Origin of the sequence: Nocardia sp. CA-128927, from assembly GCF_050955855.1 — a bacterium.
GTDB lineage: Bacteria > Actinomycetota > Actinomycetes > Mycobacteriales > Mycobacteriaceae > Nocardia.
On sequence record NZ_CP192087.1, the window covers coordinates 7,458,417 to 7,470,696 of the forward strand.

The 12,280-nt window shown below is 66.7% G+C and carries 14 protein-coding genes; 9 read left to right on the top strand and 5 right to left on the bottom strand.

What is annotated here, in order from left to right:
• Nucleotides 1–175 precede the first annotated feature (175 nt).
• Entirely contained in the window at nucleotides 176–1,390 is a 1,215-nt protein-coding gene (locus ACQPW1_RS34300) for an MFS transporter (protein ID WP_433656242.1), read from the top strand.
• On the top strand, nucleotides 1,387–1,926 hold the full coding sequence (locus ACQPW1_RS34305; RefSeq protein WP_433656244.1) for a GNAT family N-acetyltransferase: 540 nt from the start codon (nucleotides 1,387–1,389) through the stop codon (nucleotides 1,924–1,926). The genes ACQPW1_RS34300 and ACQPW1_RS34305 overlap by 4 nt, the downstream gene beginning before the upstream one ends.
• A gap of 6 nt (nucleotides 1,927–1,932) precedes the next feature.
• Here ACQPW1_RS34305 and ACQPW1_RS34310 read toward each other — a convergent pair whose 3' ends face one another.
• Nucleotides 1,933–2,685, bottom strand: coding sequence for an alpha/beta fold hydrolase (locus tag ACQPW1_RS34310; protein WP_433656246.1), 753 nt, complete (start codon nucleotides 2,683–2,685; stop codon nucleotides 1,933–1,935).
• Between the two features lie 102 nt (nucleotides 2,686–2,787).
• Between ACQPW1_RS34310 and ACQPW1_RS34315 the strand changes: the two genes are divergently transcribed.
• The 3 genes from ACQPW1_RS34315 to ACQPW1_RS34325 all read left to right on the top strand — a co-directional run bounded on the left by ACQPW1_RS34315 (nucleotide 2,788) and on the right by ACQPW1_RS34325 (nucleotide 5,035).
• Complete coding sequence (locus ACQPW1_RS34315) at nucleotides 2,788–3,672, top strand: ABC transporter ATP-binding protein (RefSeq protein WP_433656248.1); 885 nt, start codon at nucleotides 2,788–2,790, stop codon at nucleotides 3,670–3,672.
• 31 nt (nucleotides 3,673–3,703) lie between these two features.
• Entirely contained in the window at nucleotides 3,704–4,483 is a 780-nt protein-coding gene (locus ACQPW1_RS34320; protein WP_433656250.1) for an ABC transporter permease subunit, read from the top strand.
• Between the two features lie 72 nt (nucleotides 4,484–4,555).
• Nucleotides 4,556–5,035: a GbsR/MarR family transcriptional regulator gene (locus tag ACQPW1_RS34325; protein ID WP_433656252.1), complete on the top strand. Its 480-nt coding sequence runs from the start codon at nucleotides 4,556–4,558 to the stop codon at nucleotides 5,033–5,035.
• A gap of 1 nt (nucleotide 5,036) precedes the next feature.
• On the opposite strand, the gene ACQPW1_RS34330 is transcribed toward ACQPW1_RS34325, so the two are convergent.
• Both ACQPW1_RS34330 and zapE read right to left on the bottom strand, forming a co-directional pair.
• On the bottom strand, nucleotides 5,037–5,825 hold the full coding sequence (locus ACQPW1_RS34330; protein ID WP_433656254.1) for a tyrosine-protein phosphatase: 789 nt from the start codon (nucleotides 5,823–5,825) through the stop codon (nucleotides 5,037–5,039).
• A gap of 76 nt (nucleotides 5,826–5,901) precedes the next feature.
• On the bottom strand, nucleotides 5,902–6,918 hold the full coding sequence (gene zapE, locus ACQPW1_RS34335; RefSeq protein ID WP_433656256.1) for a cell division protein ZapE: 1,017 nt from the start codon (nucleotides 6,916–6,918) through the stop codon (nucleotides 5,902–5,904).
• A gap of 35 nt (nucleotides 6,919–6,953) precedes the next feature.
• Here zapE and ACQPW1_RS34340 point away from each other — a divergent pair, with 35 nt between their 5' ends.
• The 4 genes from ACQPW1_RS34340 (at nucleotide 6,954) to msrB (ending at nucleotide 11,133) form a co-directional block, all read left to right on the top strand.
• Complete coding sequence (locus tag ACQPW1_RS34340) at nucleotides 6,954–7,715, top strand: pyrimidine reductase family protein (protein ID WP_433665410.1); 762 nt, start codon at nucleotides 6,954–6,956, stop codon at nucleotides 7,713–7,715.
• 32 nt (nucleotides 7,716–7,747) lie between these two features.
• On the top strand, nucleotides 7,748–9,304 hold the full coding sequence (locus ACQPW1_RS34345) for an alpha/beta hydrolase (RefSeq protein WP_433656258.1): 1,557 nt from the start codon (nucleotides 7,748–7,750) through the stop codon (nucleotides 9,302–9,304).
• 84 nt (nucleotides 9,305–9,388) lie between these two features.
• Nucleotides 9,389–10,699 carry a glycosyltransferase family 87 protein gene (locus tag ACQPW1_RS34350; protein WP_433656260.1) on the top strand — a complete coding sequence of 437 codons (1,311 nt, stop codon included), beginning with the start codon at nucleotides 9,389–9,391 and terminating at the stop codon, nucleotides 10,697–10,699.
• Nucleotides 10,699–11,133 carry a peptide-methionine (R)-S-oxide reductase MsrB gene (msrB, locus tag ACQPW1_RS34355; protein ID WP_433656262.1) on the top strand — a complete coding sequence of 145 codons (435 nt, stop codon included), beginning with the start codon at nucleotides 10,699–10,701 and terminating at the stop codon, nucleotides 11,131–11,133. Before ACQPW1_RS34350 ends, msrB begins: the two co-directional genes overlap by 1 nt.
• 10 nt (nucleotides 11,134–11,143) lie before the next feature.
• Here msrB and ACQPW1_RS34360 read toward each other — a convergent pair whose 3' ends face one another.
• Nucleotides 11,144–11,566, bottom strand: a complete 423-nt coding sequence (locus ACQPW1_RS34360; protein ID WP_433656264.1) for a MarR family winged helix-turn-helix transcriptional regulator — start codon at nucleotides 11,564–11,566, stop codon at nucleotides 11,144–11,146.
• 78 nt (nucleotides 11,567–11,644) lie between these two features.
• On the bottom strand, nucleotides 11,645–12,205 hold the full coding sequence (locus ACQPW1_RS34365; protein WP_433656266.1) for a DUF6790 family protein: 561 nt from the start codon (nucleotides 12,203–12,205) through the stop codon (nucleotides 11,645–11,647).
• Nucleotides 12,206–12,280 lie beyond the last annotated feature (75 nt).

The following is a 12,280-nucleotide window of genomic DNA, read 5'->3' on the forward strand; positions in this document are numbered from 1 at the left end:
CGCTGGCCTCCACGTTTCGCGAGTGTCGTTGCGGCCCTTCGATGGTGACACGCGCCACCATTGACGGCCAGCGCCGTTGTTGCTGTCATCCGGTCGATCGCGGTTGTCGATCACCGTCGCACGCTGCCGTTTGATTCGGCGCGCGCGACCCCCGTTACCCCGCTACCCTGCGCAGATGAGTTCGATCGCGCCCATCCTGCGGGGCGCCCGGATCGCGAACTCGTTCGCGTTCGGGTTGCAGGGGTTCTTCTTCGCCGTGGTGCTGACCCAGTTGCCGCAGCAGAAGGACAAGTTCGGGCTGTCCGACGGGCTGATCGTCGGTTCGGTGGTGTTGGTGTCGCTGCTCGCGGGTGGTGGCAGCGTGGCCGCGGAGCAGTTGGCGCTGCGCTGGTCGAGCCGGGTGACGGTGCGGATCGGGCTGCTGCTCATCGCGATCTTCGGCACCGGGGTCGCGTTCGCGCCGAATACGGCGGTGCTGTTGATCACGCTCAGCTGCTACGGGATCGCGGTCGGCATCGTCGACGCGAGCACCAATATGCAGGCCGTGTTCATTCAGCACGGGTACGGGAAGTTCGTGCTGTCGTCGTTCTATGCGGCGTGGAGTGCGGGTTCGATTCTCGGTGCGCTGTACGTGTCGGGGTGTGAGGCGCTGGAGGTGACGCTGCGCGAGTCGCTGCTCGGGGCGGCGGGGATCGTGCTCGTCATCGGGTTGGTGCTCGGACCGCGGCTGCTGGGACCCCAGGAGGCGGAGGCAGGTCCGGCCGAGGAGGTCGTCGAACCGCCACCCGTGGCGTTCCGGGCATACCTGGTGTTCGGCATCGCGATGGCGCTGGTGTTCGCGATCGACCTGGCCGTCGGCAACTGGTCGGCGCTGTATCTGACCGACGACCTGCTCGCGAGTTCTGCGACCGCGGCTTTGGCACTGGCCGCTTATCAAGGCACATCCCTGGTCGCGCGACTCACCGGCGACCTGTTCGTACGTCGGTACGGACCGCGGCGTGTGGTGCGGACGGCGGCGGCCATCGGTGTCGTCGGACTGGCGATCGTGATCGCCGCGCCCGGGCCGATCGTGGCGATCATCGGGTTCCTGATCGCGGGCGTCGGCATGCCGGTGATCGCGCCGCTGTGCTTCAGTGAGGCCGGGCAGCTGACCAGTGGTCGTGGTCTGGACGCGCTCATCGCGCGGCTGAATCTGTTCAACTACGCAGGCACTTTGGTGGGTGGCGGGGTGGTCGGCGCGGTCGCGGCGGGATTCGGGCATCGGATCGGATTCGTAATTCCGCTGATGTTCGCGGCGGCGCTGATCGGCCTGGCGCGGGTGTTCCACACGCGGCCCGAAGCAGACAAACATCCCACCTCTCCCGGCGATCATGCTCTACTGGACTCATGAGTAACATCCCAGTCACCGTCGACCGGGCCGGCCTGTGGGACGCCGAAGAACTCAGTGACGTTGCGGCGGCAACCTTTCCGCTTGCCTGCCCGCCCGAGGCAACCCCGGACGATATCGACATCTTCATCACCGAGGCATTGTCCGGCGAACGGTTCGGCGAATACCTGAGCGATCCGGCCAGAACCGTGCTCAAGGCGGTCGCGGGCGACGACATCGTCGGCTACGCGATGCTCATCGCGGGCGAACCGGCGGATCCCGCGGTTGCCGAGGCGGTGACGCTGCGGCCGGTGGTGGAGATCAACAAGATGTATGTGGTGCCCGGCCACCATGGCAGCGGGGTGTCGACGGCACTGATGTACGCCTGCCTGGAGCGGGCCCGCGAGGGGCAGTTCGCCGGGGTGTGGCTCGGTGTCAGCCAGGAAAACGTGCGGGCGCAGCGGTTCTACGGGAAGCACGGGTTCAGTTCGGTCGGCACCAAGACCAACACCGTCGGCAATCAACGGCTCGATGACTTCGTGATGCAGTTGGCTTTCTAGGTCACTTCACTTGACGAAATCCACCAGGGCGCTGTGGAAGCTCGGTGCGACGACGGCCATCAGATGGTCACCGGGGACCACGTTGAGTGTTCCCTTGGGCAGTGCGTCGGCGAGGCGCTCGGGTTCGGCCGCGAACGGATCGCTGTCCCCCGCGAGCACCAGGGTCGGCACGGTGATATCGGACAGCCCGCTGATCGGGCGGGCGTCGAGGCCGGTCGCGACCGCCTGGATGGCGTGCCGGTCGGCGTGCACCGCGTCCGCGAGGATCCGGAACATCATCGCGGTCGGCGGCGCGCCCTCGTTGTCGTCGCCCATCGCGGTCTGCAGGTCGGTCAGCTCGACGACCCGGCGGTCGACGCCACCACAGTCCAGCACGCCTGAACCGATACCGCCGATGACCAGCCGCTCCACCCGCTCGTCGGCGGCGGTGACCAGCAGCGAGATGATCGCACCCATCGAATAACCCACCTGCACAACACGATCGAAACCGAGCTCGTCGTACAGCGCCCGCACATCCTTGGCCATGAACTCCCACGAGTACTGCGCCGGATCGTGCGGCTTCGCCGAGCGTCCGTGTCCGCGGGCATCGAGCGACACCACGGTGCGCCCGGCCGCCTGCAGCGCGCCGACCACGCCGGTGCTCATCCAGTTCGCGTTGGTGTCCGCGACCACCCCGTGCTGGAGTACGACGGGAACGCCCTCGCCCTCCCACACTCGATAGTTGAGTTCCAGGCCGTCCCACGTCTTGAACTTCGTCATGACCGGATCGTAATGGCAGCCTCGATGTTGACAAGTTCTTCATGTTCAGTCTTTACTGAACACATCGTTCCTTACAGAACTTCCAGCACTCAGGAGCATGTCATGACCGCCGCGATTCGCACCGAAGGGCTGACCAAGCACTACGGCAAGCATGTTGCCATCGCCGACCTAGATCTCGAGGTCACCGTGGGCGAGGTGTTCGGGTTCCTCGGCCCCAACGGCGCGGGCAAGTCCACCACCATCCGCATGCTGCTCGACCTGATCCGCCCGACCTCGGGCCGCGTCGAGGTGTTCGGTATCGATCCGCGGGCGGGCGGCGCGGAGCTACGCAGGCGGATCGGTTATCTGCCAGGCGAATTGGCGATCGAGGGGCGCAACACCGCGCGGGAACTGCTGAACTTCCTCGCCGACCAACGCGGCACCGTACCGGCGAGCCGGATCATCGAGCTCGCCGACCTGCTCGACCTGGACCTGTCCCGGAAGGTCGGCGCCCTGTCCAGGGGCAACAAGCAGAAGGTGGGCATCATCGCCGCCTTCATGCACCGGCCCGAACTGCTGATCCTGGACGAGCCCACGTCGGGCCTGGATCCGCTGCTGCAGCAACGGTTTCTGGATCTGGTGACCGAGGCCAAGCACAACGGGCAGACCGTGTTCATGTCCTCGCACGTGCTCAGCGAGGTGCAGCGGACCGCCGACCGGGCCGTCATCATGCGGGCCGGAAAGCTGCTCGGCACGGAGAACGTGGACGATCTGCGTCGGCGTTCGCCGCGTTCGGTCGAGCTGGTGTTCGGCGCGGAGGTGTTCGCCGACGATTTCGCCAGGCTGCCCGGCGTGCGGGAGCTGAGCATCGACGGAAAGACGTTGCGCTGCACCACCGAAGGCGAGGTGGACGAGCTGTTCAAGACGGCGGCCAAGTACGAGCTGGTGAGCGTGCTGTCGACCGAGCCGGACCTCGAACAGATCTTCTTCAGCCTGTACGGCCGCTGACCGAATCACTTATCGCACGGGAGAACTCGACATGACTCGCTCGGTTTTCAGCCAGACATTGAAGGAACAGCGGCGCGGACTCATCGGCTGGTCGATCGGCCTGACCATCGTTCCGCTGATGTATCTGCCCTCCTACCAATCGCTGAAGGAACAGGGCACGCTCGATATCAAGCAGAACAAGATGTACGACGTCATGGGTGTGAGCGACTTCGCCAGCGCCACCGGCTATCTCAACGCCACCATCTTCTCGTTGATGGGCCAGTTGCTGCTGCTCATCTTCGCCGTCACCTTCGCGACGAGGTCGGTGACCCAGGAGGAGAACGGGATGCTGGACCTCCTGCTGGCCCAGCCCATCGGTCGAATAAGCCTGCTGGCGCAGCGATTTGCCGCACTTGCGGTGCAGACCACGGTGGTCACCGCCGTGCTCACGCTGAGCGTGCTCGCCGGGGCGAGCGCGGGCAAGCTGGACGTCCCCGCCGGGCACATTCTGGCCGCATGCACCGGACTCGGCCTGCTGACGCTCGCCGTCGGCACGATCACGCTGCTGCTCGGCGCGGTCACCGGAAAGCGTTCGCTGACACTGGGACTCGCATCGCTGGTCGCGGTGGCGGGCTACCTGGCCAACAATCTCGGCGGCATGTTCGACGGCGGCGAATGGCTGCGCAGGCTGTCGCCCTTCTACTACGCCAACGGTCATGCGCCATTGGTGAACGGCTGGAACGGCTTTCACCTGGTCGTGCTGATCGCGCTCGCCGCCGTCGCATTGGCCGTGGCGCTACGCGCTTTCGAACGCCGCGATCTCGCGGTCTGACCCGAGCGGGGCGAGCCGACACCGGCCCGCCCCGTTTACCGCTCTCCGCACCTCCGAAGGGATACTCGACCGATGAGCGACAGCACCACCGCCCCCACCCCGGAACAGCTGGCCTTCGTGGAGGATTTCGCTCTGGTACTGGAGCGGATGGGCCTGGTCCGGATGACCGGCCGCGCCGCGGGTTGGCTCCTGGTCTCCGATCCGCCCGAGCAGACCTTCGGCCAGATCGGCGACGCGCTGCAAGCCTCCAAAGGCTCCATCTCCAGCGCACTCAAGGCGCTGGTCACCATGCGCTGGGTCGACAAGATCTCCAAGCCGGGCGACCGCAGGGACTACTACGCCATCCGCCCCGGCATCCTGCCCGAACTGACCCGCCAGCAAAGCGGCATGTACAGGGACCTCACCGCGATGACCTCGCGCGGCCTGGCCCTGTTCGACGATCCCGAAAGCGACGAGGCCGCCCGCGTCCGCGACATGCACGAGTTCTTCGTGTGGATGGGCAAGGAACTCCCCGCCCTGATCAACCGCTGGTACGAGGAGTACCGCGCCTGAATCAGGCGAGCAGCTCGGCCTTCAGTGCGGCGATGTCACCGTCGGAGAGCTTCAGACCCTCGTGGACGTAGTTGTCGAAGTTGCCGTAGGTCTGGTTCGCCTGGTCGAAAGCGGCGTCGAGCCATGGCTGTTGGACGCCGTTGATGGTGTCGTTGGGCTTGGCGTTGCGGTACTGGTTGGACAGCAGGTAGTCCTGGTTGACGGTGTCGCGGTCGACGCCGAGGACGGTGAGCAGGACGGCGGCGGTCCAACCGGTGCGGTCCTTGCCCGCGGTGCAGTGGAACAGCACGGCGCCGTCGGTATTGATGATGTCGCGCAGCACCGAGGCGACGGCCTGGTTGGCGCCGGGGGCGGTGATGAACGCGCGGTAGAGGCTGTCGCCGCCGGTGAGGGTGCTGGCCAGCACCTCGGGCGGGGCCTGGCCGATGACGTCGTCCCAGTTCGCGGTCGCGCCCGCAGGCACCTTGTCCGGGCCGAGCGCACGTTCGTACACGGTGCGCAGGTCGTCGACGACGCGAACCTGACGGCCCGTCAGGTCGGCGAGGTCGGCCGGGGTCGCGTTGTTCAGCTGACCGGTGCGGTAGACGAGGCCGGTGCGGACCGTCTTGCCGGTGCTGGTCTGGTATCCGCCGATGTCACGGGCATTCTGCACACCCTGCAGGTTCAGCGAGCGGTCGAACGCGACGGCCGAGGCGGCGGGCGGCTCGGCGAGCGCGGCACCGGTCATCGGCCCGAAGGCGACGGCGAGACCGGCGGCCAGCGCGATCGGGGTGCGAAGCGAGCGGGTCATGCGAGTGCTCCAATCATCGGTTCCCCCGAGGCCCCAGCAAACCAACTGAAACATCGGTTGGTCAAACCAGGGGTCTTTACGCCACGACCTCGAACCGCGACAGCGCGAGCAGTCGGGAAATCGCACGCAGATACTTCTTCCGGTATCCGCCGTCGAGCATCTCCTGCGAGAAGATCTGGTCCAGCTTGGCACCGGAAACGGTGACCGGGATGCTCGCGTCGTAGAGCCGGTCGGCCAGCACCACAACGCGCAACGCCACGGCCTGATCGGTGACCGGGTGCACGTTCGCGATGAACACCGACGACACCCCGGCGATCAGCGCACCGAACTTCGACGGGTGCAGCGTGCTCAGATGCTTCAGCAGCTCGTCGAAGTCGTCGAGCGTGGAACCCGGTGTGGCAGCGGCCCGTTCGGTCAGCAACGCCGACGAGGTCGGCTCCGGCGCGGGCGGCAGATCGCGGTGCCGGTAGTCGGGACCATCGACCCGCACCGGCTCGAAGATCGACCCGAGCTTCTTGATCTCGCGCAGGAAATCCTGTGCGGCGAAACGACCTTCGCCCAACTGGCCCGGCAGCGTGTTGGAGGTCGCGGCGATCGAAACACCCTTCGCGGACAGCTCGGTCAGCAGCCGCGAGACCAGCATGGTGTCGCCGGGATCGTCGAGCTCGAACTCGTCGATGCACAGCACGCTGTTCGCCGACAACCGCTCCACCGCGTTGGTGAACCCAAGGGCGCCAACGAGATTGGTGACCTCGCCGAAGGTGCCGAACGACTTCGGCGCGGGCGCGCTGTGGAAGACGGAGGCGAGCAGGTGGGTCTTGCCGACACCGAAGCCGCCGTCCAGGTACAGCCCCGCCCCGGACACCTGCTTCTTCTTGCCGAACAGGCTCTTCTTGTTCACCGCCTGGTGGATCTTGGCGACCTCGCCGGCGAACTCCTCGGCCTTGCGCACGGCCGCCGCCTGGCTCGGCTCCTTGGGGTCGGGAATGTAGGAGCTGAAGCTGACCTCGTCGAACATCGGCGGGGGCACCATCTGGGCGACGAGCTGGTCGGCCGGAACCTCAGGGTGGCGGTCGACGAGGCGTTCTTGCATGACGGAAGCCTAATGACGTGGTGAGATCTACCTTCATGCAGCGTATCCACAATGCGATCCAGCTCACAGACCTGAGACCGGACGACCTCGCGCAGTTGTACGCGTACCCGGCCGAGCTTCGCGAACCGTTCGTCCGCGCGAATTTCGTGTCCAGCATCGACGGCGGCGCGACCAGCGACGGACAGTCCGCGGGGCTCGGCACGCCCGCCGACAAAGCCGTGTTCCTGATGCTGCGGGATCTGGCCGATGTCGTGCTCGTCGGCGCGGGCACAGTCCGCTCGGAGAACTACGGTGGCGCCAGGACCGATGCGCAGCGGCGGCGCGCACTGCACGAGCACGGCATCGGCGGTCATCCCGAGGGCGCGGCACCGCCGATCGCGGTGGTCACCGCGAGCGCGGCGATCGACCTCGGCGCCCGGCTGCTCACCGATACGACCGTCCCGCCGCTCATCATCACCACGACCACCGCCCCCGCGGACCGCAAGCAGCAGCTGACCGACGCGGGCGCGGACGTGATCGAGGCGGGCGACCTCGCGGTGACCCCCAAGGCGCTGCTGCGGGTGCTGGCCGAGCGCCGATTACACCGCGTGCTGTGTGAGGGCGGACCGCACTTGTTCGGCGAGCTGCTGGCCGCCGACGCGGTCGACGAGCTCTGCCTGACCACCGCACCCGTGCTGGTCGGCGGCACGGCCCGGCGAATTTCGCTGTCCGCGCACGAGTTCCACCGACCCATGTCCCGCGCGCATATCTTGCTCGACAACGACGGCACGATGCTGACCCGATGGGCCCGTGCATGAAACAACTGCCGGAACCTGGCAGGCTGTAGCGCATGCGCTGGACTCGGGCCGTCGTGCTGGCCGCGACACTCTCGATCATGATCGCCGGATGCGGGGCGGGACCCTCCGACCGTCCCGGCGTCGCCGTCGAGCGCCAACGAGTCGGCGGCGTAGCCCCGACCTCGGTCACCGCGCCCCCGCCGCCGAGTGCCGAGCTGCCCAAGACAGACCTGGCGTGGAAGGACTGCACGACGCCGACGCTGGATCTGCTCGGCCTCGGTCCCGCGCCCGCCGGACTCGTGCTGGACTGCGCCGAATACACCACCCCGATCGACGCGAGCGGCGGCGTGCTCGGCAACTTCCGCGCCGCGGCGATCCGGGCCCGGCTGCCACAGACCCCCGCCGACGCCGCCCCGCTGATCCTCACCTCCGGCGCGGACCGCTCCTCCACCGCCACCCTCGCCGGACTGGCCGCCGGACCGGCGAGCGCCCTGCTGGCCGCGCGCCCGATCGTCGCGGTGGACCGGCGCGGCATCGGCAGCTCGCAGCCGATCGACTGCCTGCCACCCGAGGTGCGCAAGGGGCTGGCCGACAACGCCCAATTCGGTCCCGGCGCAAGCGATCCCGTCGAGGCGATGACCACGTTCAGCCAGGACGGCACCATCGCCTGCCGCGACTTCCTGCAGCCCTACGAGGGCGCCTTCGACGCCCAGCACGCCGCCGACGACATCGAACAGCTGCGCAGGCAGTGGCAGGTCGAGCACGTCGCGCTGCTCGGCTCGGGCAACGGCGCGAAGGTCGCGCTCAGCTACGCCCGCAAGTACGGCGACCACCTGGCCCGGCTCGTCGTCGACTCCCCCGAGGCGGTCGGCGCGGACGCCATCACCCGGGCCGAGCAGCAACTGGAAGGCGCGGAGGCGGCGTTGACCGCATTCGCCCAGCGCTGCACCGGGATCAGCTGTTCGCTCGGCCCGGACCCGCGCGCCGCGATCACCGAACTGGTGACCCGGGCCGGTGCCGGTGGGCTCGGTGACATCTCGGCCAACGCGCTGCTCACCGCGGTCTCCGGGTTCCTCGGCAGCCCGCGCGCCGACCAGGCCAACCGGGTTCGCGAACTCGCCGACGCGTTGTCTGCGGCCGGACGTGGCGATCGCGGTGCGCTCGGCAATCTGATCCAGCGCGAGTCCGCGGCCATCGGCGGCGACGGCCAATTCGTGAACCGCTGCACCGACACTCAGCAGCCGCCCACCCCGACCAAGGCCAAGGAGCTGATGGGTACCTGGGGCGCCAAGTACCCGGTGTTCGGCAAGAACACGGCGATCGGGCTGATGGAATGCGCGGCCTGGCCGGTGTCCGTCGCGCCGCCGATGCCGGACAAGCTGAACATTCCGGTGCTGGTGCTCGGCGGCATCGCCGACCCGGTCGTCGGCAACGCCGGGCAGGCGTCGGTGGCCGGTGCGCTCGGCGCGGCCGGGGCGCGGCATGCCGGACTCACCTGGCAGGGCTGGGGTCACCCGGTGTCCACGCACTCGCCTTGTGCACAACGCACATTGGTCGACTATCTGAAGGACGCGAAGCTGCCCGCCGACGGGACCGTCTGCCCCGCGTGACCTGGCGCTCCGAATAGCGCCTCGAGCGGCGCGTCGAGCGGGTCCGGACAACCGTCGCAAGCTGATCCGGTGTACCGTGCCCCAGTGTTACTTCGACAGCTCGAGCCCCGCAGTGCTCGCACCACCGCCGAGGTGATCAAGTTCGCACTCTGGCCGTTCGCGGTCATGACTGTGCTGAACCGGGTTTTCATCAAGGCTGTCAACGGTTTCGTCACCGACGACTTCCGGCCCGTGTACCAGGCATCGCTAGATTTTCTCAACGGGCGACCGGTGTACACGGCCAATTTGGACTCGGTCGATCCGCACTACCTGTACTACCCGAGCGGCACGCTGCTCATCGCGCCGGTGGCCTGGGTGCACGATTACGAGAAGGCGCGCTGGCTGTTCATCCTGCTGAACGCGGCCGCGATCATTCTCGCCTGGTATCTGCTACTGCGGCTGTTCCGGTTCACGGTGAATTCCGTTGTCGCGCCGGTGTTGCTGTTCGCCATGTTCATGTCGGAGACGGTCACCAATACGCTGGTTTTCACCAACGTCAACGGTTGTATTCTGCTGGCCGAGCTGCTCTTCCTGCATCTGCTGCTCAAGCGGCGAGACCTGTGGGCGGGTGTCGCGCTCGGGTTGAGTATCGCGGTGAAACCCACGCTGGTGTGGCTACTGCTGATCGCACTGGTCCGTGGGCAGTGGAAGGTGTTCATCACCGCGCTCGGGGTGCCGATCGCGCTGACCGCCATCGCCTGGCCGCTGTCGAAGGACCCGGAGAAGTTCTTCAGCCATACCGCGCCCTACCTTTTCGAGACGCGTGACTACTTCAACAGCTCGATCCCGGGCAACGGCGAGTACTACGGATTGCCGCCGTGGCTGATCTTGGGCATGCGGCTCGGCATGGGCATCCTGGTCGCCATCACGCTGTGGCTGCTGTGGCGCTACTACCGCCATGACGAACTGTTCTTCGTGTGCACTGCGTCCGGGGTGCTGCTCACCGCATCGTTCGTGCTGCTCTCGCTGGGGCAGATGTACTACTCGATGATGCTGTTCCCGTTCCTGATGACGGTGGTGCTGCGCAATTCGGTGCTGCGCAACTGGCCCGCGTGGTTGGCGGTCTTCGGGTTCATGAGTTACGACAAGTGGTTGTCGGACCGTTGGCAGCACATCGGGCGCGACGTCGAGTACCTGCGGATCACGTTCGGCTGGGGACTGCTGCTGGTCGTGGTGTTCTGTGTGCTCGGTGATCGGTATCTGGCCGCGAAGCGTGAGGGGCGGCTGCAGTTCGGCATCGATCCGACGTGGATCAAGCCGGTACCGGCCGGGACCACCGCGGCCATCACGCCGGATTCGCCCAGGCCGGCCAATGGTTCCGCGACGGCGGTGGCGAAACCTATTAGCGTGGAGTGATGAGTTCCGAAGCCGATACGTCCCTGCCCGCGCCGCGGATCCAGCTGACGCCCCAGGAATGGCGCTCCAAGCTGAACCCCGAGGAATACGCGGTGCTGCGCGAGGCCGCCACCGAACGTCCCTTCGTCGGTGAATACACCGACACCAAAACCGACGGCGTCTACGAATGCCGGGCCTGTGGCGCCGAATTGTTCCGCAGCACCGAGAAATTCGACTCACACTGCGGTTGGCCGTCGTTCTTCGACCCGTCGAAGTCCGAAGCGGTGATCCTGAAGACGGACGACACCCTCGGCATGCATCGGGTCGAAGTGCTGTGCGCGAATTGCCACAGCCACCTCGGCCACGTGTTCGAGGGCGAGGGGTACAACACGCCCACCGACAAGCGCTACTGCATCAACTCCATCTCGCTGCGGTTGCAGCCTGCGGAGGGCTAGCCTTCGTCTACTAGCCGGACGGCTCGAGGAGTTCGGCCAGCGCGATGGTGTCGCGTAGGTAGCGCTCGTAGGGGAAGTCGGCCGCGAGTAGGGCGGTGCGCAGTTCGTCGGCCAGGGGTTTGCCGGTGGCGTGGAAGGCGGTGCGGCCGGCTTCGGTGATGGCGACCAGTCGTCGTCGTTTGTGGTCGGGGTCGGTCTTGATCTGCACGAGACCGGCTTCTTCCAGAGGGCGCAGGGCGCGGCTGACGGCCGGATCGGAAACCGCGAGCGCTTGTGCCAGTTGGTGCTGGGTTACCGGTTCGATGTCTTCCAGCGTTCCCAGCAGCCGTATCTGGCTGTAGCTCAGCCCGGAAGTGTTGTCTACTCGACGCCGGGTTGCTTCGCCGAGTAGGTACACCACGCGATGCAGCAAGTCACCTAGTCCATCGTCCACAGGTCGAGCATAGCCGAGTCTTGCCTGGTTAAGACTCATCGTCGGCGAAGGTAGCCTCGAGTGTCCAGGATGCGGTGTTCATGCGGTCCGGGCCTCGTGCGCCGAGTCGGTCATGCTGCTGGGCAACAAGACTGGGGGCTGCTCGGTGGCGGACAGTCGTTGCGAGCGGCGGGCGAGGATGATCATGACCGCAGGGAAGAGCAGGTCGCAGACCAGTACTCCCCCGGTGTTGCCCGGCTCGTGGTCGCCGTTGGCGAACCATTGGTAGACGTGTCCGATCAGCGCGCCCCACAGGAACATTCCGGCACCGAGGCCGATGGTGATGCGTTCGCGAGCCGTGGCCGAGACGGCGCGGAAGCCCATGACGGCGAGGCCGAGGTTGGCGAACGCGATCTCGAACTGGAACGGAGTCGAGTCGAAGCCGATCGCGGTGGCCATGACCTCCGGAACCGTGAGGAACGTGAACGTCATCCACAGGCTGCCGAAGCCGAGCGCGACAACGGCCCACCACCGCTGCCAGGTTTCCAGCGCCGCTTGACGGGAGGGGCTGCGCCGGGTGGCAACGAGTGCCCCGACGACCGCGATCAGCGGCCAAATCAGAGGGAAAGAGGTCTGGGCGAGGTACGAGATCGGGTTCATGAGTTCAGTCTTGCATGGTTAATATTAACCAAGCAAGACTCAATTTCGGCCGGCTGGACCGCACCACGGATGCCG

What these genes read in the sequence shown, in the direction of transcription:
- ACQPW1_RS34320 (WP_433656250.1), top strand. Translation starts at nt 3,704, where the DNA reads ATGACTCGCTCGGTTTTCAGCCAGACATTGAAGGAACAGCGGCGCGGA.
- ACQPW1_RS34315 (WP_433656248.1), top strand. Translation starts at nt 2,788, where the DNA reads ATGACCGCCGCGATTCGCACCGAAGGGCTGACCAAGCACTACGGCAAG.
- zapE (WP_433656256.1), bottom strand. Translation starts at nt 6,918, where the DNA reads ATGCAAGAACGCCTCGTCGACCGCCACCCTGAGGTTCCGGCCGACCAG.
- ACQPW1_RS34345 (WP_433656258.1), top strand. Translation starts at nt 7,748, where the DNA reads ATGCGCTGGACTCGGGCCGTCGTGCTGGCCGCGACACTCTCGATCATG.
- ACQPW1_RS34310 (WP_433656246.1), bottom strand. Translation starts at nt 2,685, where the DNA reads ATGACGAAGTTCAAGACGTGGGACGGCCTGGAACTCAACTATCGAGTG.
- ACQPW1_RS34325 (WP_433656252.1), top strand. Translation starts at nt 4,556, where the DNA reads ATGAGCGACAGCACCACCGCCCCCACCCCGGAACAGCTGGCCTTCGTG.
- ACQPW1_RS34340 (WP_433665410.1), top strand. Translation starts at nt 6,954, where the DNA reads ATGCAGCGTATCCACAATGCGATCCAGCTCACAGACCTGAGACCGGAC.
- msrB (WP_433656262.1), top strand. Translation starts at nt 10,699, where the DNA reads ATGAGTTCCGAAGCCGATACGTCCCTGCCCGCGCCGCGGATCCAGCTG.
- ACQPW1_RS34300 (WP_433656242.1), top strand. Translation starts at nt 176, where the DNA reads ATGAGTTCGATCGCGCCCATCCTGCGGGGCGCCCGGATCGCGAACTCG.
- ACQPW1_RS34330 (WP_433656254.1), bottom strand. Translation starts at nt 5,825, where the DNA reads ATGACCCGCTCGCTTCGCACCCCGATCGCGCTGGCCGCCGGTCTCGCC.
- ACQPW1_RS34305 (WP_433656244.1), top strand. Translation starts at nt 1,387, where the DNA reads ATGAGTAACATCCCAGTCACCGTCGACCGGGCCGGCCTGTGGGACGCC.
- ACQPW1_RS34365 (WP_433656266.1), bottom strand. Translation starts at nt 12,205, where the DNA reads ATGAACCCGATCTCGTACCTCGCCCAGACCTCTTTCCCTCTGATTTGG.